The organism is Actinoplanes sp. M2I2 (assembly GCF_023544445.1).
Classification (GTDB): domain Bacteria; phylum Actinomycetota; class Actinomycetes; order Mycobacteriales; family Micromonosporaceae; genus Actinoplanes.
Window position 1 is genome coordinate 338235 of record NZ_JALPVJ010000010.1, and the last position, 22203, is coordinate 360437.

At 68.8% G+C, this 22203-nt stretch carries 26 protein-coding genes; 12 read left to right on the plus strand and 14 right to left on the minus strand.

All coding sequences use genetic code 11. The annotated features are described in order from the left end of the window. Positions 1–109: 109 nt before the first annotated feature. The 5 genes from HJC40_RS22745 to mshA all read right to left on the minus strand — a co-directional run bounded on the left by HJC40_RS22745 (position 110) and on the right by mshA (position 4163). Positions 110–388, minus strand: coding sequence for a hypothetical protein (locus HJC40_RS22745; protein WP_250003365.1), 279 nt, complete (start codon positions 386–388; stop codon positions 110–112). After that, the gene (locus HJC40_RS22750; protein WP_250003366.1) at positions 385–777 is read right to left on the minus strand and encodes a hypothetical protein; all 393 of its coding nucleotides are present in this window, start codon (positions 775–777) and stop codon (positions 385–387) included. The genes HJC40_RS22745 and HJC40_RS22750 overlap by 4 nt, the downstream gene beginning before the upstream one ends. 287 nt (positions 778–1064) lie before the next feature. Next, the gene (locus HJC40_RS22755) at positions 1065–2306 is read right to left on the minus strand and encodes a hypothetical protein (RefSeq protein ID WP_250003368.1); all 1242 of its coding nucleotides are present in this window, start codon (positions 2304–2306) and stop codon (positions 1065–1067) included. Between the two features lie 109 nt (positions 2307–2415). Continuing rightward, on the minus strand, positions 2416–2901 hold the full coding sequence (locus HJC40_RS22760) for a YbjN domain-containing protein (protein ID WP_250003370.1): 486 nt from the start codon (positions 2899–2901) through the stop codon (positions 2416–2418). Continuing rightward, positions 2895–4163, minus strand: a complete 1269-nt coding sequence (gene mshA, locus HJC40_RS22765) for a D-inositol-3-phosphate glycosyltransferase (RefSeq protein WP_250003371.1) — start codon at positions 4161–4163, stop codon at positions 2895–2897. Before mshA ends, HJC40_RS22760 begins: the two co-directional genes overlap by 7 nt. A gap of 124 nt (positions 4164–4287) precedes the next feature. Here mshA and HJC40_RS22770 point away from each other — a divergent pair, with 124 nt between their 5' ends. Together HJC40_RS22770 and HJC40_RS22775 are read left to right on the plus strand one after the other, a co-directional pair. Beyond that, on the plus strand, positions 4288–5049 hold the full coding sequence (locus HJC40_RS22770) for an SDR family oxidoreductase (protein WP_250003372.1): 762 nt from the start codon (positions 4288–4290) through the stop codon (positions 5047–5049). Between the two features lie 34 nt (positions 5050–5083). After that, entirely contained in the window at positions 5084–5851 is a 768-nt protein-coding gene (locus tag HJC40_RS22775; RefSeq protein WP_250003373.1) for a class I SAM-dependent methyltransferase, read from the plus strand. A gap of 216 nt (positions 5852–6067) precedes the next feature. Here HJC40_RS22775 and HJC40_RS22780 read toward each other — a convergent pair whose 3' ends face one another. Continuing rightward, complete coding sequence (locus HJC40_RS22780; protein ID WP_250003374.1) at positions 6068–6463, minus strand: response regulator; 396 nt, start codon at positions 6461–6463, stop codon at positions 6068–6070. Positions 6464–6775: 312 nt separating this feature from the next. On the opposite strand from HJC40_RS22780, the gene HJC40_RS22785 reads away from it, so the two are divergent. Together HJC40_RS22785 and HJC40_RS22790 are read left to right on the plus strand one after the other, a co-directional pair. Next, the gene (locus HJC40_RS22785) at positions 6776–6988 is read left to right on the plus strand and encodes a hypothetical protein (RefSeq protein WP_250003375.1); all 213 of its coding nucleotides are present in this window, start codon (positions 6776–6778) and stop codon (positions 6986–6988) included. A gap of 57 nt (positions 6989–7045) precedes the next feature. Next, the gene (locus HJC40_RS22790; RefSeq protein ID WP_250003376.1) at positions 7046–8338 is read left to right on the plus strand and encodes a HAMP domain-containing sensor histidine kinase; all 1293 of its coding nucleotides are present in this window, start codon (positions 7046–7048) and stop codon (positions 8336–8338) included. Between the two features lie 44 nt (positions 8339–8382). On the opposite strand, the gene HJC40_RS22795 is transcribed toward HJC40_RS22790, so the two are convergent. The 8 genes from HJC40_RS22795 to HJC40_RS22830 form a co-directional block, all read right to left on the minus strand. Continuing rightward, entirely contained in the window at positions 8383–9174 is a 792-nt protein-coding gene (locus HJC40_RS22795) for an SRPBCC family protein (RefSeq protein WP_250003377.1), read from the minus strand. Between the two features lie 79 nt (positions 9175–9253). Then, the gene (locus HJC40_RS22800; protein WP_250003378.1) at positions 9254–9997 is read right to left on the minus strand and encodes a hydrolase; all 744 of its coding nucleotides are present in this window, start codon (positions 9995–9997) and stop codon (positions 9254–9256) included. A 109-nt stretch (positions 9998–10106) separates the two neighbouring features. Continuing rightward, complete coding sequence (locus tag HJC40_RS22805; RefSeq protein ID WP_250003380.1) at positions 10107–11666, minus strand: methyl-accepting chemotaxis protein; 1560 nt, start codon at positions 11664–11666, stop codon at positions 10107–10109. Positions 11667–11811: 145 nt separating this feature from the next. Next, the gene (gene csrA / locus HJC40_RS22810) at positions 11812–12054 is read right to left on the minus strand and encodes a carbon storage regulator CsrA (protein ID WP_284043543.1); all 243 of its coding nucleotides are present in this window, start codon (positions 12052–12054) and stop codon (positions 11812–11814) included. 82 nt (positions 12055–12136) lie between these two features. After that, entirely contained in the window at positions 12137–12574 is a 438-nt protein-coding gene (gene fliW, locus HJC40_RS22815) for a flagellar assembly protein FliW (protein WP_221378486.1), read from the minus strand. Positions 12575–12576: 2 nt separating this feature from the next. Continuing rightward, positions 12577–13473: a flagellar hook-associated protein FlgL gene (gene flgL / locus HJC40_RS22820; RefSeq protein ID WP_284043544.1), complete on the minus strand. Its 897-nt coding sequence runs from the start codon at positions 13471–13473 to the stop codon at positions 12577–12579. 28 nt (positions 13474–13501) lie between these two features. Next, on the minus strand, positions 13502–14911 hold the full coding sequence (gene flgK / locus HJC40_RS22825; protein ID WP_250003384.1) for a flagellar hook-associated protein FlgK: 1410 nt from the start codon (positions 14909–14911) through the stop codon (positions 13502–13504). A 1-nt stretch (position 14912) separates the two neighbouring features. Continuing rightward, positions 14913–15398 (minus strand): flagellar protein FlgN, encoded by a 486-nt coding sequence (locus tag HJC40_RS22830; protein WP_250003385.1) that lies wholly within the window; start codon positions 15396–15398, stop codon positions 14913–14915. A gap of 123 nt (positions 15399–15521) precedes the next feature. Between HJC40_RS22830 and HJC40_RS45405 the strand changes: the two genes are divergently transcribed. The 8 genes from HJC40_RS45405 to fliF all read left to right on the plus strand — a co-directional run bounded on the left by HJC40_RS45405 (position 15522) and on the right by fliF (position 22158). Continuing rightward, positions 15522–16997 (plus strand): flagellin, encoded by a 1476-nt coding sequence (locus HJC40_RS45405; protein WP_308200932.1) that lies wholly within the window; start codon positions 15522–15524, stop codon positions 16995–16997. A 115-nt stretch (positions 16998–17112) separates the two neighbouring features. Further along, the gene (fliD, locus tag HJC40_RS22845) at positions 17113–18504 is read left to right on the plus strand and encodes a flagellar filament capping protein FliD (protein WP_308200933.1); all 1392 of its coding nucleotides are present in this window, start codon (positions 17113–17115) and stop codon (positions 18502–18504) included. Between the two features lie 46 nt (positions 18505–18550). Beyond that, complete coding sequence (gene fliS / locus HJC40_RS22850; protein ID WP_250003387.1) at positions 18551–18931, plus strand: flagellar export chaperone FliS; 381 nt, start codon at positions 18551–18553, stop codon at positions 18929–18931. Between the two features lie 15 nt (positions 18932–18946). Next, entirely contained in the window at positions 18947–19270 is a 324-nt protein-coding gene (locus HJC40_RS22855; protein ID WP_250003388.1) for a hypothetical protein, read from the plus strand. Positions 19271–19450: 180 nt separating this feature from the next. Continuing rightward, positions 19451–19798, plus strand: a complete 348-nt coding sequence (locus tag HJC40_RS46195; RefSeq protein ID WP_250003389.1) for a flagellar basal body rod protein FlgB — start codon at positions 19451–19453, stop codon at positions 19796–19798. 2 nt (positions 19799–19800) lie between these two features. After that, complete coding sequence (locus tag HJC40_RS22865; RefSeq protein ID WP_250003390.1) at positions 19801–20193, plus strand: flagellar basal body rod protein FlgC; 393 nt, start codon at positions 19801–19803, stop codon at positions 20191–20193. Between the two features lie 8 nt (positions 20194–20201). Further along, positions 20202–20546 (plus strand): flagellar hook-basal body complex protein FliE, encoded by a 345-nt coding sequence (gene fliE / locus HJC40_RS22870; protein WP_250003391.1) that lies wholly within the window; start codon positions 20202–20204, stop codon positions 20544–20546. A gap of 1 nt (position 20547) precedes the next feature. Continuing rightward, positions 20548–22158: a flagellar basal-body MS-ring/collar protein FliF gene (fliF, locus tag HJC40_RS22875; protein WP_250003392.1), complete on the plus strand. Its 1611-nt coding sequence runs from the start codon at positions 20548–20550 to the stop codon at positions 22156–22158. The last annotated feature ends 45 nt before the right edge of the window (positions 22159–22203 follow it).

The following is a 22203-nucleotide window of genomic DNA, read 5'->3' on the forward strand; positions in this document are numbered from 1 at the left end:
GCGGCCCGACCCTCGACACGTCCTGCTCCAGCGTCTGATCGTCGGCGGCGCGTCGGCCCATCACCGAATTCCGAACGGCCTACGGCCCGAACCCGAGACGCATCCTGCCTTAGAAGTCCGATCCGGCTGCGGCCGAACCCGAGACGTGTCCCGCCTCGGGAATTTGACCGGCCGGCGGCCCGAACACAGACGCGCCCTGGCCGAATGTCCCGAGCACGGCGAATCTGGCGTCCAGGTCGTCCACCCACTGGGCCGGGGTGCGGCCGTCCGGCAAGGCGACGCCGGCCTCGGCCCGCCACAGCGCGTCGCCGAGAACGGTGCGCACGTGCCAGGCCATGATCCGGTCCACCTCCACCGTCGTGCCGGAGAGTTGCTCGTACTGCTTCACCGCGGCCAGGAACAGCTCGGGGCCGCAGTCACCGGGCAGGCATCGCAGGTCGAATTCGGGTTCGCCGGGGCCTGCCGTCTCCAGATCGATAACGGCAACCGCGGCGCGGCCGCCGGGAGCAGTTTGAGCACGCGGGCCTGGTGGCAGATACGTCGTGCGGGCGGTTCGGCCCAGGCGAACTTGACCACGTAGCGCCCGTCGACCACGGCGCTGGCGCCCCACCAGAGCGGATCGTCCTGGGGCTCGAGCCCGCGAGGCTCGATCGTGCTCTCGGCCAGTTCCGGGGCCACCGAGCGCAGCGCTGACCGCCGCAGGACCTCACCGCCGCACGAAAAAAGGACGGCCCGCAGGCCGTCCTGTTGGCGCCGGCGGCGGCGGACGACGCCCATCCCCATAGGCGTCGCCCGCACTAACCGCCGGTCTCGGGTCGCGCCGTCCCCCAACGGCATATGCCACCCGTCCCCAAACGCCGGCCGCGGCGATCGTCTCCGATCAACCAGTTCCCCGAACTAACGGTCCGACGTCCATTGATTACGCTAGTTGCGGCAGTCAAGGCAGACAAGCCAACTGGCTGTCTGCCATCTGTCTGCACCATCACAGTCACCCACTATTAGCCGATCGGCGGATGACCTGTCCCACATCTGGTTCGGACAAACAAGACAGTTCGGGCGTTCGTCTATTCGTCGGGGTTGTCGAGCTGGAAGAAGTTGCTGCGCTCGCCGCCCGACCGCCGCTCCTGATAGATGAAGTTCAGCCGCCGCTTGTCGAAGGCCTCGAACCATTCCGCCCAACTGACCTCGACGAGCCCGTCACCCGCGTAGCCGGGGAAATCGAAACGCAGCACACCGAGATGGCCGTCGTGCTGGGTGCCGGCCACGGTCGACGGCACCGCGCGCCGCGACTTGGCCCACTGGCGGATCACGTCGTGGTCGGTGGTGACCAGGCTGCGACCGTTGCGCTCCGGCTTGTCGGAGGTCGACGTGATCTCCTGCGAGTAGTCGAGCGAGCGCGAGGCATTCTTGCCGGACCGCTTGCCGCCCGCCTTCTCGCCGCTCTTCACGACAGCGCCCGACTTCGCAACCGTGCTCTTCTTCGCCGCGCCACCGCTCTTCGCCGCGCCGCTGCTTTTCGCGCCGCCGTTCGCCGCTCTGCCGTTCGCCGCGCCGCTGCGCGCGGAAGAGCCGCTCGCCTTGGCTGCGCCGCTCGCCTTGGAGGTCGCGCCCTTGGAAGTGGAAGCCTTCGAAGCGGAGCTCGACGCCTTGGAGGCGGAGGCCTTAGGGCTCGACGCCTTGGAGGTGGAGGCCTTGGGGCTCGACGCCTTGGAGCTGGAAGCCTTGGAGGTCGATGCCTTGGAGCTGGAAGCCTTGGAGCTGGACGCCTTGACGGAGGAGGCCTTGTTGCCCCGCGCCGACTTCAGCTCAGCCTTGACATAGCGCTCGACCAGCTCGGGCTTCTTCATGTCGTCGGCGCCCTTGACCCCGAGCTTCGCCAGCTTGGTGCGCAGCTCCGACGCCTTCATCCGAGCGATCTTGCTCTCGCTCACCTCAGGCGTGTTCGGGGTGTCGTTGTGGCTGGTCGGGTTCTTCCCGCCCTTGGCCGACGACTTCGAACCCGACGCCTTCGAACCCGAAGACTTCGAGGACGTGGACTTCGACGACGGGGATTTCGAAGCGGGAGACTTCGAGGACGTGGACTTCGACGACGGGGATTTCGAAGCGGGAGACTTCGACGCCGACACCTCAGACTTGATCATCTTCTTGACCAGGTCGGGTTTCTTCAGGTCTTCGGTCCCCTTGACGCCGCGACTCTTGAGTTCGCGCCGCAGCTCGTCGACCTTCATCCGAGCGATCTTGCTCTCGCTCACGTCCGGCGTATTGGGGGTGTCGTTCCGGCTCTTGGTGGTCTTCGTGGCGGCCACGCCGTTTCACCTCTTATTCATCGGCGGTTTCCTATCACCCCTCAATTACCCGGTCGCGCCGGGCCGACACCCGTTTACGCCTTTCCGGGTCATCCACCGAAATGGACGGTCAGGATTCGTCCGACGGAGCGAGGTGTTTGAACGCCTGCAGATTGGCCACCGACTCGCCGCGCTTGACCCGCCACTCCCACTCGCGCCGGATCGACGAACCGAACCCGATCTCGAGCATGGTGTCGAACGACTCGTCGGCGTACGTCAGGACGGCCCCCAGCAACCGGTCGAGCTCGTCCTCGTCGAGGCCGCCGAGCGACACCCGCCCGGTCAGATAGACGTCGCCCGCCGCGTCGATCGAGAACGACACCCCGTACATGCGGGCGTTGCGCCGCAGCAGCCAGGCCCAGAGCTGCTCGTGGTGCTCGTCGGGACGCCGCATCACGAACGCCTCGACGCGCAGCGCGTGCTCGCCGACGATCAGATTGCACGCCGTCTTGAGCTTGTGCGTGCCGGGCAGCGTCACGACGTACGAGCCCTCGCCGGTGGACTCCCACTCGAGTTCCCGGGCGGTCAGCGTCCGCTCGATCAGGTCGGTCACCATGCGTACGCCTCCAGGCGCTTCGCGATCAGGGCGCGGTGCTCGGTCACGGCCTCACGGTAGACCCGCACCAGCCCCTCGGCCGTCCGGTCCCAGGAGAAGTCGGACGCGTGCGCGACCGCCCCGGCCGACAGCCGCCGCAACCGTCGCGGCTCGGCGAGCAGACCGTCGAGCACCCGCGCCCAGTCGCCCGGATGGTGCCCGTCGACCAGAACCCCGCTCAACCCGTCCCGTACGGCGGTGACCAGCCCACCGACCGCGGCGGCGACCACCGGCGTGCCGCAGGCCTGGGCCTCGAGGGCGACCAGCCCGAACGACTCGTTGTAGGAGGGCACGGCGACCAGGTCGGCGCTGCGGTAGAGGGCAGCCAGCCCGGCGCTGTCCTGGGGCGGGAGGAAGACGACCGAGTCGCGGACGCCCAGCGAGTCGGCGAGCTCGATGAGCGCGGTCGGCCGGTCGAGCCCGGTGCCGCTCGGCCCGCCACAGATGACCAGCGTGGTGTCCGGCGCTCGCATCTCGGCCAGCGCCGAGATCAGCACGTCGGGCGCCTTGAGCGGTTGGATGCGGCCGACGAAGGCGATCACCTTGCCCCGGTCGGGCAGCCCGAACCGCGCCCGGTCGGCCGGCCCGGGACGGAACCGGTCGAGGTCGACGCCCGGCTGCACGACGGCGAGGCGAGCCGGGTCGGCGTCGTAGTAGGCGACCAGATCCTGCGCCTCGAAGCGGGTGTTGGCGACCAGGTGGTCGGACTCGGCGACCACCTGCTCCTCGCCGATCACGCGGGCTTTCGGCTCGGGCCGGTCACCGGCCGCGATCAGCCTGTTCTTCACCTTGGCCAGGGTGTGCGCGGTGTGCACGTGCGGCACGCCCCAGCGTTCCCGGGCCAGCCAGCCGACCTGACCGGACAGCCAGTAGTGCGAGTGGATCAGGTCGTAGTGGCCCGGCGGGTGCGCCGCCTCGGCCCGCAGCACGCCGTGCGTGAAGGCGCACAGCTGCGCCGGCAGCTCTTCCTTGGAGAGTCCCTCGAACGGCCCGGAGGTCACGTGCCGGACGGTGACCCCCGGGGCCATCTCGACGATCGGGGGCAGGTCGCCGCGGGTGGCGCGGGTGAAGATCTCGACTTCGACGCCGAGGCGGGCGAGCCGCTTGCTGACCTCGACGATGTACACGTTCATGCCGCCGGCGTCGCCGGTGCCCGGCTGCTCGAGCGGGGACGTGTGAACCGAGAGGGTGGCGATGCGCCGGGGGGTCGGCCATTCTGCCACGGTTGTTCCTCCTGGGCGGGTGACACGGGGATTGTTGCGCCGTCGTTAATCTTCCCCGCCGTGGTGCGCCGAACCACAATCCCGCCGCCCGGGGGTGACTCATCTCATCGGGAAGGATGGGGGCATGCAGAACATCGCTGTGATCACGGGTGCGTCGAGCGGCATCGGGGCGGCCACCGCCCGCCGGCTCGCCACCGAGGGATTCCACGTCGTCGCGGCGGCGCGGCGGGCCGACCGGCTGAAAGCCCTGGTCGACGAGATCGGTCCGGCGGCGACCGCGGTCGAGTGCGACGTCACGTCGGCCGAGGCCGTCGCGTCGCTGGCCGCGGCCGTCGAGGCGCTCGGCGGGCCGGTGACGCTGCTGGTCAACAACGCGGGCGGGGCGTTCGGCCTGGACCCGGTCGCGTCCGGCTCGGCCGGCGACTGGCAATCGATGTACGACGTCAACGTGCTCGGCACGCTGCGGGTCACCCAGGCGCTGCTGCCGGCCCTGGAGGCGAGCGGCAACGGGACGATCGTGACGGTCGGCTCGACCGCGGCGTTCACGGTCTATGAGGGCGGCGGCGGTTACACGGCGGCCAAGCACGCCCAGACCGCCCTGGTCGGCACCCTGCGGCTCGAACTGTCGGGCAAGCCGGTGCGGGTCGTCGAGATCGACCCGGGCATGGTGCGCACCGACGAGTTCTCGCTCAAGCGTTTCGGCGGTGACCAGGCCCGGGCCGACGCGATCTACGACGGTGTCCGGGAACCGCTCGTGGCCGACGACATCGCCGACATCATCGCCTTCGCCGCGACCCGCCCGCATCACGTCAACCTCGACCGCATCGTGGTGCGCCCGATCGCACAGGCGGCCCAGCACAAGGTCCACCGCGAGAAGGCGCCGTGACCGGCCGCACCGGGGCCGAGGCATAGGGCAGGGCATGTCGCGGCCGACGCGGCGCCCGGTCGGCGCGATCACCCGGGGGACGACCAACCCCAACCGGCTGCGCCGCGTGGACAACTACGTGGCGTACCGGTGCGGTGATCCCCTGCGCGACGCGACCGACCCGCTGGTGATCGACCTGGGCTACGGCGCCACCCCGGTCACGGCCGTGGAGTTGCGGGCCCGCCTGGCGGCGGCGGTCCGGCCGGATGTGACCGTGGTCGGTCTCGAGATCGATCCCGTACGGGTCGCGGCCGCTCAGCCGTACGCCGATCCCCCGCACCTGGAGTTCCGGCGCGGCGGCTTCGAGCTGGCCGGGCTGCGACCGGTGGTGGTCCGAGCCTTCAACGTGCTGCGGCAGTACTCCGAGGACGAGGTGCCCGGGGCCTGGGCGGCGATGACCGCGACCGGCGCGGTGCTGGTCGAGGGCACCAGCGACGAGCTGGGCCGCATCGCCACCTGGGTCGTCGTCGAAGCCGGCGGCCCCGGCACGCTGACCTTCTCGGCCCGGCTGGCCGACCTGGATCATCCGGCGACGTTCGCCGAGCGGCTGCCCAAGTCGCTGATCCACCGCAATGTGCCAGGTGAGCCGGTGCACGACCTGCTGCGGGCGCTGGGGCGGGCCTGGGAGGCCGAGGCGACCCCGTTCGGGCCGCGGCAACGCTGGCTGGCGACCTGCCGGCGGCTGCGGTCGGAGGGCCGGCCGGTGATCGACGGCCCGGCTCGCTGGCGACTCGGCGAGCTGACCGTGCCGTACCCGTCCTGACCGCCCGGAGGACTGACCGCCCGGAAGACTGATCGCCTGGAGGACTGACCGCCTGGAGGACTGACCGCCTGGAGGACTGACCGGAAAAGACGAAGTCGGGCCGGTCCTCCGCAGCGGACCGGCCCGACCTCAGGGGGTGAGTAACGTCTGCCACCCAGATTCCCGGGTGGCAGGTGCGGCCGAGGTGGACGAGCCGGTGCGGAGAGGTTGCGCCGGTTACGAGCCGTCGAGCACGGAGCGCAACGTCTTCACCAGCACCTCGCTGCTGAACGGCTTCTTGACGAGCAGGGCGTCCTCGCCGATCAGCCCGTCGGCCACGGCGATCTCCTTGGGCAGCCCGGAGATGTAGACGACGCTCATCTCCGGTCGCAGCTGGGTGGCCGACCGGGACAGCTCGCCACCCGAGACGCCGGGCAGCCCGAGGTCGGTGACCAGGATGTCGATGGCACCGGGGTGCTCACGGCAGGCGGTGATGGCCTGCTGCGAGTCGCCCGCGATCAGGGTGTCGAAGCCACGGCGCTCGAGCATCCGGCGCATGATCTCGCGCAGGTCCTCCTCGTCGTCGACGACCAGAACCGTGGGTCGCGTCTCGGAAGCGGGCGCCTGCGACATGGATCCTCCTGTGGTTCGGATGTCACGTTCCGTACCGGTTGCCGGTCCCACGCTATCGGCAGCAGGTTGCACGGTCCGGCCTTTGCCGCATCAGTGCCCGAGACCATGCCTGTCGCCTACTTCACGCGTTGGAATATGCATGGCGCTATGTGGTTAGGGCATTCGTGGAGCGGCCCGGTTGCACCCGGGTTGCGACGCCTTCGGGGCCGCACGAAGGGCCTGGAAGATCGAAGAGAACAGCTAAAGCGGTGTGGCACGGAGCCGATCAACACGGAGTACCGCCACACACCGCCACTGAGCAAGGAGTGCGATATGTCCAGCCTGCTGTCGCCCGAGATCACCACCGTTGCCGCGCTGACCGAGCGTTGCGACCGTTGCAGCGCCGCCGCCAAGCTGGTGGTCACGCTGACCAGCGGCGGCGAGTTGGCGTTCTGCGGTCACCACGCCAACCAGCACAGTGACGACATCGTCCGGGTCGCCGAGCGGATCGTCCTGGAGGACGGTTTCGAGTGGGCCGGAAAGTAACCGCTTGACCCGCATACATCGCGTTATGCTCTTTTCCTCAGCTCTTGAGGGGATTACGTGCATGATGCGGCGCGTGATCTGGGCAGGCCGTCCCGGCTGATCGCCGGGAGCGCCGGAGCCGCGGTCGCCCTCGTCGGCGTCGCGGCCCTGCTCATGTCACTCCGAGGCGATCCGCCGGACGGCTTCTTCGCCGTACCGGCGGCCGCGCTCGTCCCGGCCGGAATCGCCCTGTCTCTAGGGGCGCTGCCGGTGGTCGGCCGGAACGCCGGCCGGGTCGTGCACGGCTCCGCCACAGCGCTCTTCGTCCTCGCCGCCGCCGTTTGCGTCGCGGCCTTCCGCCGCCAGATCGCCGCCTCCGCCGTGACCCTGGTCGCGTTGGCGGCACTGGTTCTGCTCGCCCGGACGATCCGCGGCCTCAACCAGGCCGGCGCGCGTCTCGCCGACGGCCGGGCAGCCGCTCATGCCGAAGCCGCCGCACTGCGCACGGCGAACACCGACGCGCTGACCGAGACCGCAGAGGTACGGTCGGCCAACTCCGCCGCGCTGGCCGAGGCCGCCCACCTGAGGTCGGAGAACAGCGCCGCGCTGACCGAGGCCGCCCACCTGAGGTCGGAGAACAGCGCCGCGCTGACCGAGGTCGCGCATCTGCGGTCGGAGAACAGCGCTGCACTCGCGGAGGCGGCCCGGCTGCGAGAGGCGCACGGCAAGCTCGAGACGGCCCTGACGTTCAAGAACGACCTCACGTCGATGCTGACCCACGACGTCGCGCAGCCGATCAGTTCGATCGCGAGCCTGGCCGAACTGCTGCACGCGGACTGGGCCGATCTGCCCGACGACCTCCGGCTCGAGCTGGCGACCAAGATCGACAAGAACACGCAGCGCCTGATCAAGATGATGAACGATCTCCAGCTGCTGTTCCGGCTGGACACGGGATCGGTCACCGCGCGGCGGAATCCCGTGCCGCTGAAGGAGATCGCCGAAGCGGTGGCCTGCGCTCCCGAGGATGTCCGGATCGAGATCGGCGACGACCTGTCGGTGCTGGCCGATCGCGGCCACGTGCGCGTGGTGCTCAAGAACCTGGTCGACAATGCCCTGGCGTACGGGATGACGCCCGTGATCGTCAGCGCGGCCCGGCACGACGAGCAGATCGAGGTGGCCGTTCAGGACAACGGTCCCGGCATCGCCGAGGAGCTGCTGCCGACGCTGTTCGGCCGTTTCGTGCGAGGCGCCGGGCTGGGCCTGTTCATCGTCCGGCACCTGGTCGAGGCCAACGGCGGGACGGTCCGTTACGAGCACGCCGTCCCGACCGGCGCCCGCCTGGTCGTGACCCTGGAAGCCGCCCCGGTGTGACATGCGAAGGGCCGGCCCGCCCGCGGACCGGCCCCAGAAGCACGTCACATGTCGTAGGCGCTGCCGCGGCCCTCTTCGTTGATCATGCCGTCGCCCCACGCGTCCTTGCGGGTGGTGCGACCGCCCATCGGGGCGCTGGCGCCGCCCGGGTCACTGCTCACGGCGCCGGCCCGGCCGATGCGCCGGCCGGGAGCCAGCACGTCGTCGAGGTCGTGCGCGCTGCTGATGCCCGGGGCGCTGGTGATGTCCACGCTCGTACCCATCGTGGAGGCGGACCGGCCGTGATAGGGCAGGTCGACGCGGCTGGCGTTGCTGTGCTCGGCGGCGCTGGTGCCCCAGCCGGCGCCGGGGTGCGAGCGGCTGCGCGCCCGGGCGGCGATCGCGGCCGGCGACGGCACCGGCCGGGCCAGCTTCTTCGTGCTGGCGCCGCTCTCGACCAGCCCCTTGAACGCGGTCAGGTCGGCCTTCAGCCGCTTGTTCAGCGACACCTGGCCGTGCCGGTCGCTCGGCATCAGGAACGCGACGTCGGCCTCGAGCTGAGCGACCACCTGGGTCTTCGTCTCGCCCATCGGCCGCAGCGTGATGGTCTCGGCGAGCAGCGGGCCGTCCACGGTGGCCCAGGAAACCCGCTCGTCCATCGAACGCTCGGTGATCCGCGCGTCGAACTCGCGGCGTTTCCCCTCGACGTCCATGATCCAATGGGTGCGGTCGTCGCCGATCGCGGTGACCTCCCGCACGCCGCTCATGAACTGCGGGTAGTTCTCGAACGCGGCGAGTTGCTCGTACACCGTATGCAGGGGTGCACTGACCTCGATGGCTTGCTGAACCATGCTCATCGCATCTCTCCCATGCCTTCGCTGACTGTCGGCATCACTGAGAGTACGTAGGCGATTACGGGCAGAGTTCTGTTTTCGGTCAGACCCGGCGGAGGTACTGCCACTGGCCGACCTCGGTCGCGTACCGGGCGTCACTCGCGGGAACCAAAGGCACCTCAGCCGCACGCAACTGCGCGACGATCCGGGCCGACGGCGACCGCCAGGCCTCGCTGATCTCGACCACCGTGCCGGTCTCGCGGCAGGCGCCGGCCAGGGCGTCCATCAGGTCCGGGCTCAGCACGGCGTCGTCGAGGCCGACCCGCGCGAGCAGGCTGAGCGGCCGCGCGAGCTGCGTGGGGGCATAGCGGGAGGCCCGCTCGAGGCCGCGCACCGTCGCGGTCACCAGCGTCTCGGCGACCTGGTCGGCGGTGAGCGCGCCGGCGGTCAGCATGGCCCGGACCTCGCGCGGTCCGGCGACGCCGGTGTGCAGCGGCAGACCGGAGACGGCGACCGAGACGAGCTCGAGGTGGCTGAGGTCGGCCGGTAGAGCGAGCCAGCCGTCGGGTCGTACGACCTCGATCTCGGCCGCGACGCGTAGGCGGATCTCCGTACGGCGCTGAGCCCGCCGCACCGAGTCGGCGTAGGTGGAGAGCCACGTGGTGTCCGGGCCGGCCTGGTCGGCGAACGTGATCGCGGTGAGCCCGGCCAGGTCGGCCGCCGAGACGACGACCCCGATCGCGTCGCGCCCGGCCGAGAAACCGGTGTGCACGTGGGCATCGGTGGTCAGGTCCAGTGCGTCGACGGCGCTCATGACGCCGATGACCGATTCCCGATTCGCGCTCACTGTCTCTCCCCGGCCTGATGCTCGACGGGTTCTTCCCGTCTGACCAAGAGAATGCGGGCGCGGTGTTGTCAGCCCCGGTGACGGGGTGGTGCAGTCCGGGTGCGCGGTCTCACAGCCGGAACGCGCTGACCAGGCTGCGCAGCTCGTCGGCGGTGTGCGCCACCCCGGTCGAGGCCGTGCGGGTCTGCTCGACGCCGCGCACCGCCTCGGCGCTCGCGCTCGAGACGTCGGAGATGTTGGTGGCGATGCGGGCCGAGCCGTTGGCCACCTCGGCGATGCTGCGGCTCATCTCGCCGGTGGTCGCGGTCTGCTGCTCGACGGCCGACGCGATGGTGGTCTGGAAGTCGTTGATCTGAGCGATGACCTCGCTGATCCGCGAGATCACCTCGACCGCCCCGCCGGTGTCCTGCTGGATCGCGGCGACCCGGGTGCCGATGTCCTCGGTGGCCCGGGCGGTCTCCTGGGCCAGGTCCTTGACCTCGCTGGCGACCACGGCGAAGCCCTTGCCGGCCTCGCCGGCCCGGGCGGCCTCGATGGTGGCGTTCAGGGCCAGCAGGTTGGTCTGCTCGGCGATCGACGTGATGAGTTTGATGACGTTGCCGATCTCGGCCGACGAGTCGCCGAGCTGGCGGACGGTCTCGGTGGCCCGGGCCGCCTCGGTCACGGCGGTCGCGGCGATCTGGGCCGACTCGCTGGTGTTGCGGGAGATCTCGCGGATCGCCAGGCCCATCTCCTCGGCGCCGGCCGCCACCGACTGCACGTTGCGGGAGATCTCGTCGGCCTCCACCGCGGCCGACGCCGACTGCCGGTCGGTGCGCTGGGAGGCCTCGGCGATCCGGGCCGCCACCGCCGACAGCTCGCCGGCCGAGCTGGCCAGCGCATCCGCGTCCCGGCCGATCGTCGTGAGCGAGCCCCGGATCGACTCCAGGGCGCCGTCGAGCCCGGCGGCCATCCGGCCGAGCTCGTCGCGGCTGGTGACGCCACTGCGGCTGGTCAGGTCGCCCCGGGCCACCGCGTCGATGACGGCGCCGAGCTGACGCACCGGCACCAGGATCGAGCGGGCCAGCGGGATGGCCAGGCCGATCAACAGCACGAGACCGACCAGGGCGACCACGATCGTGAGGGTCCGGGTACGGCTGACCGTGCTCGCCATGTCGCCGCGTTCGGTCTCGACCGCGGCCCTGACCTCGTCGACCAGGCCGCCGAGAACGTCGTCGGTGACATTGTTGCGTTCGGCGACCTGGTCGAACCGGGCGCGGGTCCCAGCCCGGTCGCGGTTCGCCGAGGCGACGAAGTCGGCGATGAAACTACCGAAGCTCACGAAGTCCGGTCGGCTGGCGGCGAAGGTCGCGGCCAGGTCGTCCGGCAGTCCGGCCGCGACCACGGCGTCGGCGGCCTCGGTCGCCGACTGCACGTCCTCGGCCACGTCCTGGCTGACGTCCTCACCGAGCGCGGCCCGGCCGGCGTCGAACTTCAGCTCGCTCTGCCGGGTGTCGAGGTGATTGAGGGCGGCCAGTCCCGCCTGTAGTCGCGAGACGTGGGCGGCCTGATCGGACAGCCGACCTTGGCTCACCAGCGTGATCGCGGCCAGCGCGCCCAGCATGAGGGCACCTACCAGCACGATGAGGCTGAGCCGTTTCGCGATACCGAGGTGCGCCAGTCGCGACATCGATCCCCCTTGGAGGCCGGAGCAGGACCGCCTGAGCGGATATGAACATCTTTCAGTTCTTCCTGCCTCGGGGGTGCGCTTTCGCCCAAATTCGCCAGAAACACGAATGCCCCGCCGGCCAGCGGCGGGGCATTCGGGACAGCATTCAGTCCGAGGTGGTCGGCGACTGCAACATCTCGCTGACCGCCCGGACCTCGTCCTGTGTGGGCGAGGCGGCCTCCCGGTTCGAGGCCTGCAGCTCCCGGTACACCTCCTCGCGATGCACCTGAACGTCACGCGGAGCCTGGATGCCCAGCCGGATCACGTCGCCCCGCGCCTCGAGCACGGTGATCACGACGTCGTCGCCGATCATCACGCTCTCTCCGGAGCGCCGGGTCAGTACGAGCATCGTCGGTGCCCTCCTCCATCCGTGGACGGACAGCATCGCGAGCCGGGCGCGGCCGCGAGCCTGCGACCGCGCCCGCTGAAGATCAGTAGACCGGATTCATGACCGCGCGGACCGGGAAGCCCGAGCCGCTCAGCACGACCTGCATGGCCCGCATGCTGTCGCGGTCGACCACGATCGGAGCCATCAGGTTGGCCGTGGTCTCGTTGGTGCCGGCCGTGATGACGGTCAGCAGCAGAAGCCGGTCCGCGTCCTTGGTGTTCAGCGCGGCGAAGACGTCGGCCTCGATCTCGGGCGCGTAGTCCGGGAAGAACGGCTCCGGCGGCGCCACGAGGAAGCGCAGGTCGGGGTCCTCGGTGGACGTGAACGCGTAGAGCAGGCCGTCTTCGTTGAGCCGCACCAGGACGAATTCCCGGTGAGCCGGGAAACCGGGCATGGGCACCGCCATCGTGATGGTCGGCAGGCCCAGCGACGGGTCGATCATGGTGTCCTCAATCGTTCGGGACGCGGTGCGAGTAGTCATGGTCACCTCAGGAAATCGATGAGCGAGGGCTGGATCACCTTGGCCGAGGCGGCCAGGGCGGCCTGATAAGACGTCTGCTGGATCTGCAATTCCATGATCGCCTTGGGCAGGTCCACATCCTCGATGTCGGACAGCTGCGACGTCACGGAGAGCAAATGGTCATCAGCGGACTGCTTCATCTGCGTAATCCGATTATATCGGGCGCCAACGTCCGAAAGGGTGGACTTTAGTAAATCGTGGGCCGTATCGAGGTTGCCCAGTGCAGTGTTCAACGCTTCGTCGTCATTGCCGCGAAGCGCCGTCGAAATGTCACTCAGGACCTTGAAGAGCTGAGTGTCGCTGCCCTCGGCGCCGAACGCCTCGGCGCCGGCCGTGTCGATCCGGACCTTGGCGTTCGGTCCGACCGTACGGGTGGTCTGTCCGTCGTTCCCGACGTACTTGCCGGTGTCGTCGAAGGCAACGGCGCCCGGTGTCGTGCCGCCGAAGACGGGCCGGCCGAGATACTTGGTGTTGGCCTCGCCGATCATCGACTGGCGGATGTTGTCGATCTCGACCGCGATCGCGTTCCGGGCCGAGGCGTTGTTGGCCGAGCTGAGGCCCTGGACGGTCAGATCCCGTACGCGGATGATCCGCCCCGAGGCGTCGCCGAGCTTGTCCTGAATGGTGCCGAGCCAGCCCAGTCCGTCGTCGGCGTTGCGGGAGAACTGCTGGGTGGAACGCAGCTCTCCGCGCAGCTGCAGCGACGTGACCGTCCCGGTCGGCGAGTCCGACGGCCGGCTCAGCTGCTTGCCGCTGGAGATCTGTTCCTGCAACTTCTGGCCGCGGGCCATGCTGCGGTTGAGGTCGCCGAGCATGCGGTGCCGCATGCTGCTGTCGGTGACCCTGCTCGGAATGGTCATGCGAGTCTCCTGACCGGCTGTCGCGCGCTCATCGGCCGACGAGGCCGGTGCGGTTGATCAGCTGATCGAGCATCGAGTCGATCGTGGTCAGCACCCGGGAGGCGGCCTCGTAACCCCGCTGGTAGGTCAGCAGGTTGGTCATCTCCTCATCGAGGTTGACGCCCGACTCGGCCTCGCGGGAGGTGTCGACCTGATCGCGGACGGCATCCTGGATCTCGCTGCGCCGGGACGAGGCCTGCGAAGCGACGCCGAGCTGACCGATCACCTGCTGGTAGATCGCGTCGGGGCCGCTCTGCGAGGTGCCCAGCGCGGCTAGCTCGTCGGCCTTGTCGTTGTCGATGGCCGCGATGTCGGGCAGCACCGCCTTGGGGTTGCCGGCCGAGAAGGCCACCTTGTCGGGGTTCTCGATCACGACCTTGATGTCCCGCGCGGTCGTGCCCGTGAAGAACTCGGTGCCCGGGTCGCCGTTGACGTCGTACCCGGTGGTGACCAGGTTGTTGACGCTCGTCGTGAGCGACGCGGCCACGTCGTCGAGCTGCCGGGTGATGCCCGGGATGATGGTGTTCATCGTGTCGAGCATCGAGCCCATCGTGCCGCCCGCGTTGGCGGTCGTGTCGGTGCCCTTCCACTTGAGCGCGACCTGCGTGTTCGCGTCCCAGGAGTCGAGGTTGGGCGGGCCGGTGAGCTCCAGCTTGCGGGTGGAGAAGTCGCTGACGAGCGGCGACGTGCCGACGTAGACGTTGACCGAGCCGTTGGTCTTGGCCTCGGTGGTCGCGCCGACCAGCTCTGACAGCCGCATGACGGCCACGTCCCGCTGGTCCTGCAGCTCGTTCGTCTCCAGGCCGGCGGCCCGGGCCACCACGACCTGGTTGTTCATCTGCGCAATGTTGTCGGCCAGCGTGTTGACCTGGTCGACGTACGCGCTCATCTCGTTCCGGTTCGCGCCGAACTGACTGGAGAGCGAGGCTCGGGTGTCGTTCAGCGTGATCGCGACCGTGCGGCTCTTCTCGAGCAGCGACGAGCGGGTCGACGGATCCTGCCAGTTGTTGGCGACGTCGTTCCAGCCGTCCCACATGTCGTGCAGGCGGGCCTGCAACGCGGTGTCGCTCGGCTCGGCCAGGACGCTCTCGATCTGGTCGTACGTGGCCTTCTGCGTGGCCAGGTAGGCGGAGTTCGCGTGCTCGGTGCGACCCCGCTCCTCCAGGTACGCGTTGCGGCCGCGCTCGACGCCGGCGACAGTCACGCCGTTGCCGACCTGCGTGGTCGTGGCGTAGACACCCGGGTTCAGGCTGCCGGTCTGCGACGCCATCCGGACCCGCTGCTTGGTGTAGCCCTCGGTGTTCGCGTTGGCGATGTTCTGGCCCGTCACATCCAGGCCGCGGCGCTGCGCGTAGAGCGAAGTGAGCGCCGTGTTGATACCACTGAAGCTGCTAGCCATTTCAGATCGCCTCATCCACCAGGCTGGAGCGGCGGATGCCGCCGGAAACGGTCTGGCCCTGCGGTCCGTAGGTTTCCACAGTTTCGGCGAACGCGAGCATGGTTTCCCGGGCTGCGCGTTGACCGGCTGTGAGCAGGTCTCGGTTGACGTCGGCGAGCGCGCTGATCTCGGAGGTCAGCAGCAGGAACGCCTTGCGGTGCTGATGCAGGAGGTCGGACCAGGGCGCCGGGGCGGCGTCGGCCAACTCGCCGAGCGAGGCCTCGGGGGCCAGCCCCAGCTCGACCGCGACGTCCTGCGCGTAGGCGGCCCGGATGACCTCCGTCTGCCGGATCTGCTCCAGCACCACCTCGACCTCGCGGGTGGCGTGGCTGAGCCAGCGGGAGCGGTTGGCCGCGAGGAGCAACTGCTCCTCCTCGAGCTTGAACAGCAGCATCTCGAGCAGCTCACGTGAACGCCACAGGACGCTGGCCAGGTCGGTGAGGCTCACCCTGGTCCTCCGTCTCGCCTCTGGTCGGGCCCGTCCTCACGACGAACCCGCTCATTCGGACACGTCGGCACGTCTGCGACTCCGCTGAGGGATTTACACCGATCCGGTGCATTCCGGGTTCATGTGAAGTCGTCTCGGGTTTCTTCGTGTTCGCCGGAAATGGGCGAAGAAATCTCGGAGACTTCTCATGAACCCTCGGCAGCACGCCGATCGGGCTGGCGTAACGCCACGGCCCCAGGGATGGGCCGGCTCCCAGACCCCTCAAGGAGGAAGCAACTCATGGGTCTTCGCATCAATCAGAACATCGCCGCGCAGAACGCCTACCGGAACCTGTCGGTGACCGACAGCCAGATGTCGAAGTCGCTGGAGAAGCTGTCCAGTGGTTTCCGCATCAACCGGGCCGCCGACGACGCGGCCGGCCTCTCGATCTCCGAGGGCCTGCGTTCGCAGATCGGCGGCCTCAAGGTGGCTGTGCGCAACACGCAGGACGGCGTCAGCGTCGCGCAGACCGCTGAAGGCGCGCTCAACGAGACGACCGCGATCCTGCAGCGCATGCGTGACCTGTCGGTGCAGGCGGCCAACTCCGGCGCCACCGACTCCGCGGCCTCCGAAGCCGCCAACAAGGAACTCGGCCAGCTCAACGCCGAACTCGACCGGATCGGCAAGAGCACCGCCTTCGGCAAGCAGAACCTGCTCGACGGCACGTTCGGCGCGACAAAGGCCGCTACGGGCGGCCAAATCGGCGCCACCGCCTCCACCGCTCCCGGCGGAGCCGGTCAGGCGGCCAAGATCCCCGCATCCATGACCGGCGGGTTCGAGTTCAATCTGGAGCAGGTCGGCGGCGCCGCCAAGGACCCCCAGGGCAACAGCATCTCGAGCACGAGCACCCCGGCCGGCACCCCGATCAAGGTGACTGTCGGCAAGCTCGAAGACGGAGCCACGGCACAGGATCTGGCCAAGGCAGTCAACAAGGCACTCGAGAGTGCCCTCAAGCAGGCCGGCTTCCAGGGCAACGAGATCACGATGTCGGCGAAGGTCGACGCTCAGAACCAGAGCACCTTCAAAATCGCCGGCGCGGGTGACTTCAGCATCACCGGCACGGACCCCGCCGTGACGGTCATGACCACCACGGCCGGCGTCGATGCCACGAGCGGCGAAATCACCGGCATGGGCATGGACCTGGACGCGGCCGATCTCAAGGCAACCGGTGGCAACACCGGCAAGTTCCAGGTCGGCGCGAACGCCAACCAGAAGATCGGCATCGCCATCGGCGGCGTCGACTCCCAGTCGCTCGGCACCGCGGCCCTCGACCTCACCAAGGACCCCGACGCCGCGATCAAGATCCTCGACAAGGCCCTTACGTCGGTCACCGAGAGCCGCGCCACGCTCGGTGCCGTGCAAAACCGCTTCGAGCACACGATCAACAACCTCAACGTGGCCGTCGAGAACCTGTCCGCGTCGGAGTCGCGTATCCGTGACACCGACATGGCCCAGGAAATGGTGTCGTTCACCCGGTCGCAGATCCTGACCCAGGCCGGCACCTCGATGCTCTCGCAGGCCAACCAGTCGGCGCAGAACGTTCTCTCGCTCCTGCGCTAACCGAACTGCCACCGACAGCAACTGAATATCTCGCGCCAGCGACCGAATAGGTGGGGGTAGCCGTCACAAGCGGCTGCCCCCGCTTCTTTTGAACCGCAGTGAAAGGCAGGCTCCGGTGAGCAGCTCGGTAGACGGACTGGTCAGTGGCCTTCAGACGTCCTCGATGATCAATTCGTTGATGCAGGTCGAGGCCGCACCCCAGAACCGCCTCAAGTCGAAGGTGAACACGGCGCAGACCGCGATCGCCTCCTACCAGTCGGTCAACGCCGCACTGACCTCGCTCAAGAACTCGGCGGACGGCCTCGGCCAGCTGAGCACCTGGCGCGCGGTCAAAGCGACCTCGAGCAGCAGCACCGTGACGGCGACCGCCTTGACCGGCACGAACGGCGCCTCGGGCACCACCGTCTTCAACGTCAAGAGCCTGGCCAAGAACCAGATCACCACGGCCAAGGTGCCCACCAGCGGCGACATCAGCTCCGGCACCATCCAGATCACCACCGGGCCGCTCGACGGCGGCACCAAGGACAAGGTCAACACGATCACGCTGGGCGACGACAAGTCGGCCAAGGGCGTCGCCGCCGCGATCAACGCGGCCGGCATCGGACTCAAGGCGACCGTGGTCACGACCGGCGGTGCCAGCGACATTCTCCAGATCAGCGGAGCCAAGACGGGCACCGAGGCCGCGTTCAGGATCGACAGCGGGCTCGACGGCGTTGCCTCCCCCCTGACCAACGTGGCGTCCGCCGCCAATGCCCAGCTGGACATCGGCGGCGGCGACGACAACGCCGCGAACGGCGGCTACTCCGTCACCAGCGACACCAACACCTTCACCAAGCTCATGCCGGGCGTCTCGATCACCGTCTCGAAGCTCGAGAACGACGTGATGGTCACCTCCGACCAGGATGTCAGCGGTATCGCCAGCAAGATCCAGGCGCTGGTGGACGCGGCCAACGGCACGCTCAGCGAGGTCGCCAAGCAGACGGCGTACGACGCGGCTACCAAGAAGGGCTCGCCGCTGACCGGCGACTTCTCGGTCCGCAACATCTCGCAGAGCATGCTCGGCAAGATCAGCCTGGGTCTGACGTACAAGAATCCCTCGTACGACAAGACGCAGCCGACCGACGCGGTCACGAAGACCAACCTCGAGAAGATCTCGATCTCGCTGTCCAAGCTGGGCGTGGAACTCGACCGGTCCGGCCGGCTGACCTTCGACTCGACCAAGTTCACCACCGCGTACAACGAGAATCCGACCCAGATCCAGGCGGCCGGCATCGAGTTCGCCGACCAGATGGAGAAGTACGCCGGCGACCAGGCGACCAACGTGACCTCGGTCATCACCGGTCGCAAGAACGAGATCGACGGACTCAACACGCAGATCAGCAGCTGGGACCTCCGGCTCGCGGCCAAACGGACCGCGCTGCAGAAGCAGTACTCCGACCTCGAGACCTCGCTGGGCAAGCTGAAGAACCAGTCCACCTGGCTCGCCGGGCAGCTCTCCGGCCTCTGATCCACCGCCCCGACCAGCCATCGCAGGGCCCTGACTTAGGAGACCGATGACAGCCCCGAACCTTCGCAACCGCTACCTGCAGGACTCCATCGAGACCGCGTCGCCGGCCAAGCTGCTGATGATGCTGTACGACCGCCTCGTCCTCGATCTCGTCCAGGGCGAGGAAGCCATCCGGGCCAAGCAGATCGAGAACGCGCACGAGAAGCTGTCGCACGCTCAGGAGATCGTCATGGAGCTGCAGGTCAGCTTGGATGTCGAAGCCTGGTCGGGTGCTCCAGGCCTGGCGAACCTCTACACCTACCTGATCACCGAACTGATCGGGGCCAACATCGCCAAGGACGCCGAGCGCGTGGCCGTCTGCCGCGGCTTCGTCGAGCCGCTGCGCGACGCCTGGCGAGAGGCGGCCGCCACGGCGGTCGCCCACTGACGAGCGGGGGACGACGTGAGCGGCGGCGACTGGCGGAACGCCTGGAGCGACGCGCTGGACGAGCTGGAGCTCGACGTGGCCTCGGTCGAGGCGATGCTGGACGACGAGCACCGCCACGCCGAGACTCCGCCGGCCAGTCTCTGGAAGCCGCCGACCGAGCTCGGCGCGCTGCCGCTGGAGCTCCGGCCGCGGGCCGACGAGATCCTCACCCGTCAGCTCCAGGCGGCCGAGGAGATCGCGCGGCGGATGACCGCCACCCGCCAGCAGATGACGATGACGAAGAAGATCGAGACCGGCGAGGCCGTCAAACGCCCCGTCTACGTCGATCGGGCCATGTAAAGGACAGACCATCGTCCCGGCTCCCCCACCTGGGGGGCCGGGACGTTTTCGTGCAACCGGCTGGCAACCGTCTGACACTCAGCGGATCGCCGGACCCGCCGAACTGCATGGTACGAGCGACGGATCGCTCACCGGAAAGCCACGGATCGGCAACCTTGGAACGACCCACAAGGAGCTGCTGTGTTCGACGACGTCTCCACGTCCTCCCTCCGCGTCGCGGCCACCGGCCTCGCGGCACGGCAGAGCGCCATCGCCAACAACATCGCGAACATCGAGACCCCCGGCTATCGGGCCCGTAAGGTCGAGTTCGAGGAGGCGCTGCGCGGCGCCGTCGCCAAGGGCATGTCCCCGCTGGGTGTCGCGCCGCAGACCCGTTCGTCGCTGGAGCCCACCCGGCTCAACGGCAGCAACGTGAACCTCGACGAGGAAACGCTCTCCCACATCGACACGACGATGCGGTACCAGCTGACCCTGCGGGCGATGGACCACAAGTACTCGATGCTGCGCGACGCGATCAAGGGAGCCTGAGCATGAGCACGTTCAACGCGATCGGCGTGGCCGGCACCGGCGTGACCGTCTACCGCAAGTGGCTGGACGCCGTCTCGGACAACATCGCCAACATGGACAACACCGTGCGGACCTCGGAGAAGGCGTTCCAGGCCCGGTACGTGCTCGCGCAGGAAGCCCAGGACGGCAACGGCGCGCAGGTCGGCGGCGTGGCCTTCGGCAGCGCCGAGGGTGTGCTGGTGCACGAGCCGGACAACCCGCTCGCCGACGGCCAGGGCTACGTGCGCAAGGCCGACATCGACCTGAGCTCGCAGATGGCCCAGATGATGATGGCCCAGCGCGCGTACCAGGCGAACCTCGCGGTCGTGGACCGCGCGAAGGACTCCTACACCGCTGCGATCAACCTCGGAAAGTGAGGTAGGCGATGACCTCCCCGATCAGCCCGATCGGCGGTTTCTCGCCGGTCTCGGGACTCGACGCGATCAGTGGCCTCGGCGGCGCCGACGCCCTGGCCGGCCCCGGCAAAGTCACCGCGGCGCAGGGCGAGCACGAGAGCTTCGCCAGCATGCTGTCGCGTGGCCTGGAAAGCGTCTCGGCCTCGCAGCACAAGGCCGAGGACCTGGCCGTCCAGGTCGCCCAGGGCACGCTCAACGACCCGGCGCAATACACCATGGCAGCCAACGAAGCCCAGCTCGGCCAGCAGCTGACGCTCGCTGTTCGCAACAAGGCCGTGGAAGCTTTCCAGGAAATCATGAGGATGCAGGCCTGAGATGACCGACCGCCTTCCCGCTCCGGTTCGCCGCGTCACGGACACGTTCCGGTCCTTCACACCGGGACAGAAGGCCGTCACGCTCGCGGCAGTAGTCGCCCTCGTCATCGGCGCGTATTTCTTCGCCACGTGGGCGTCGAAGCCCTCGTACTCGATCCTGTTCAACAACCTCTCGTCCAAGGACGCGAGCGCCATCGTCGAGTCGCTGAAGAAGACCAATACGAGCTACGAGCTGGCCAACGACGGCCAGACCGTGCTCGTGCCCCAGGACCAGGTGAACGAGCTGCGTCTGTCGCTGAGCGGCGAGGGCCTGCCGGGCGACGCCGGCACCGGCTACGCGCTGCTCGACCAGCAGGGCATCACCACCAGCGACTTCATGCAGCAGACGAACTACCAGCGGGCGCTCGAGGGAGAGCTTTCCACCACGATCAAGTCGATCGAGGGTGTCGAGGCGGCCACCGTGCACCTCGTCATCCCGAAGAAGGACGTCTTCGCCGACGAGCAGGACAAGCCGACCGCCTCGGTGCTGGTCGCCTCCAGCTCGACCCAGCCGCTGAGCGGCGACCAGGTGCAGGCGATCGTCCATCTGGTCGCCTCGAGCGTCGAGGGCCTCGATCCCACCGAGATCACCGTGGCCGGCGCCGACGGCAAGATCCTCTCCACCGGTGGCGGCGCGGCCATAGGTACGGGCGGGGACAGCGGCACGGAAGCGCAGACCGTCTCCTTCCAGAACCGGATGAACTCCTCGCTCCAGAAGATCGTCGAGAGCCTGGTCGGACCGGGCAACGCGGTGGTGCAGACCAGCGCCCAGCTCGACTTCGACCAGACCCAGACGCAGAGCCGGACCTACAACGCCGACCCGTCGGTGCCCGCCCTCTCCGAACAGAACACCCGTGAGGCCTACAACGCCCAGGGGAATTCCGCCGGCGGCGTGCTCGGCCCCGACAACATCGCCGGTCCCAGCGGCAGCAACGGACCCGGCCAGTACGAGAACAGCGCCTCCTCGCGCCAGAACGCGCTCAACGAGATCAACGAGACCCGGCGGAACGCCCCGGGCGGCATCAAGAAGCTGAACGTGGCCGTCCTGCTCAACAGCAACGTGGCCGGCACCATCGACCCGGCTCAGGTGCAGCAGCTCGTCTCGGCCGCGGCCGGCATCGACAGCACCCGCGGCGACACGATCGCGGTCTCGGCCATGCCGTTCGACCAGAGCGCGGCCAAGGCCGCCCAGGAGGCCCTGACCGCTTCGTCCGCCGCGGCCCAGCAGGCCAAGCAGATGTCGCTGATCAAGACCGGCGCGCTCGGCGCTCTGGTGCTGATCCTGATGTTCCTGGCCTGGCGGTTCAGCCGGAAGAGCAAGAAGCGCCGTGGGCTGAGCCCCGAGGAGCGCAAGCACCTCGAGGACATGCAGGCCGCCCTCGAGGCGCAGCGCCTGGCCGAGCTCAACCAGGCGATCCCGGCCCAGATGCTGGAGGCCGGAATGGCCCGGGACGACACGAACGTGCAGGCTCGCGAGGAACGCCAGCGGGAGATCGAGCAGATGGTCAAGGATCAACCTGATGAGATGGCGGTGCTTCTGCGCGGCTGGCTGGCCGCCGACACGACGCGCTGACCTTTCCGGCGGCGACCGGCTCGAGCCGGTCGCCGCGGGTTGATT

What these genes read in the sequence shown, in the direction of transcription:
- HJC40_RS22750 (WP_250003366.1), bottom strand. Translation starts at nt 777, where the DNA reads ATGGGCGTCGTCCGCCGCCGCCGGCGCCAACAGGACGGCCTGCGGGCC.
- HJC40_RS22760 (WP_250003370.1), bottom strand. Translation starts at nt 2,901, where the DNA reads ATGGTGACCGACCTGATCGAGCGGACGCTGACCGCCCGGGAACTCGAG.
- HJC40_RS22770 (WP_250003372.1), top strand. Translation starts at nt 4,288, where the DNA reads ATGCAGAACATCGCTGTGATCACGGGTGCGTCGAGCGGCATCGGGGCG.
- HJC40_RS22775 (WP_250003373.1), top strand. Translation starts at nt 5,084, where the DNA reads ATGTCGCGGCCGACGCGGCGCCCGGTCGGCGCGATCACCCGGGGGACG.
- HJC40_RS22780 (WP_250003374.1), bottom strand. Translation starts at nt 6,463, where the DNA reads ATGTCGCAGGCGCCCGCTTCCGAGACGCGACCCACGGTTCTGGTCGTC.
- HJC40_RS22785 (WP_250003375.1), top strand. Translation starts at nt 6,776, where the DNA reads ATGTCCAGCCTGCTGTCGCCCGAGATCACCACCGTTGCCGCGCTGACC.
- HJC40_RS22795 (WP_250003377.1), bottom strand. Translation starts at nt 9,174, where the DNA reads ATGAGCATGGTTCAGCAAGCCATCGAGGTCAGTGCACCCCTGCATACG.
- HJC40_RS22805 (WP_250003380.1), bottom strand. Translation starts at nt 11,666, where the DNA reads ATGTCGCGACTGGCGCACCTCGGTATCGCGAAACGGCTCAGCCTCATC.
- csrA (WP_284043543.1), bottom strand. Translation starts at nt 12,054, where the DNA reads ATGCTCGTACTGACCCGGCGCTCCGGAGAGAGCGTGATGATCGGCGAC.
- fliW (WP_221378486.1), bottom strand. Translation starts at nt 12,574, where the DNA reads ATGACTACTCGCACCGCGTCCCGAACGATTGAGGACACCATGATCGAC.
- flgL (WP_284043544.1), bottom strand. Translation starts at nt 13,473, where the DNA reads ATGACCATTCCGAGCAGGGTCACCGACAGCAGCATGCGGCACCGCATG.
- flgK (WP_250003384.1), bottom strand. Translation starts at nt 14,911, where the DNA reads ATGGCTAGCAGCTTCAGTGGTATCAACACGGCGCTCACTTCGCTCTAC.
- fliS (WP_250003387.1), top strand. Translation starts at nt 18,551, where the DNA reads ATGACAGCCCCGAACCTTCGCAACCGCTACCTGCAGGACTCCATCGAG.
- HJC40_RS22865 (WP_250003390.1), top strand. Translation starts at nt 19,801, where the DNA reads ATGAGCACGTTCAACGCGATCGGCGTGGCCGGCACCGGCGTGACCGTC.
- fliE (WP_250003391.1), top strand. Translation starts at nt 20,202, where the DNA reads ATGACCTCCCCGATCAGCCCGATCGGCGGTTTCTCGCCGGTCTCGGGA.
- fliF (WP_250003392.1), top strand. Translation starts at nt 20,548, where the DNA reads ATGACCGACCGCCTTCCCGCTCCGGTTCGCCGCGTCACGGACACGTTC.